Origin of the sequence: Bradyrhizobium sp. NBAIM08 (genome assembly GCF_020193935.1) — a bacterium.
GTDB classification, from domain to species: domain Bacteria; phylum Pseudomonadota; class Alphaproteobacteria; order Rhizobiales; family Xanthobacteraceae; genus Bradyrhizobium; species Bradyrhizobium yuanmingense.
In genome coordinates this window covers 1-462 of the sequence record NZ_JADYVR010000224.1, presented here as the reverse complement: position 1 = coordinate 462, position 462 = coordinate 1, and the positions used below count along the sequence as shown (strand labels likewise).

Below are 462 nucleotides of genomic sequence, written 5' to 3'. Positions count from 1 at the left end.
GCATTGCTGTTTCCAACATCCCGGTTGTTTGCCCGCTATCATTTAGGCCACCTGCCCGAAAATAATAACAGCGAGGTAGATGTGCTGGCTGGTGCATTTATGATGGTACGAAGGACGGCACTGGAACAAACCGGCGCTTTTGATGAACAGTTTTTTATGTATGGCGAAGACATTGACCTGAGTTACCGCATACAAAAGAGCGGCTGGCAAAACTGGTATTTTGCCGGTAGCCGCATCATCCACTTTAAAGGCGAAAGCACCAAAAAAGGAAGCCTGAATTATGTGCGGTTATTTTACCAGGCTATGAATTTATTTGTCCAAAAACACTATGGAGGAAGTAAGGCCATCGTCTTTCGCTGGCTTATACAGGTGGCCATCTGGTTACGGGCCGGGCTAAGTGCCCTGGTAACTTTTGTAAAATGGATTGGCTTACCCTTTTTGGATGCGACCATTGTAATGGTT

The 462-nt window shown here is 46.1% G+C and carries 1 protein-coding gene; it reads left to right on the top strand.

Annotated features, from left to right (window positions below):
• Positions 1-462: glycosyltransferase family 2 protein (locus I6F37_RS39225; protein ID WP_225154260.1), on the top strand; the 462-nt coding region annotated here is incomplete at both ends.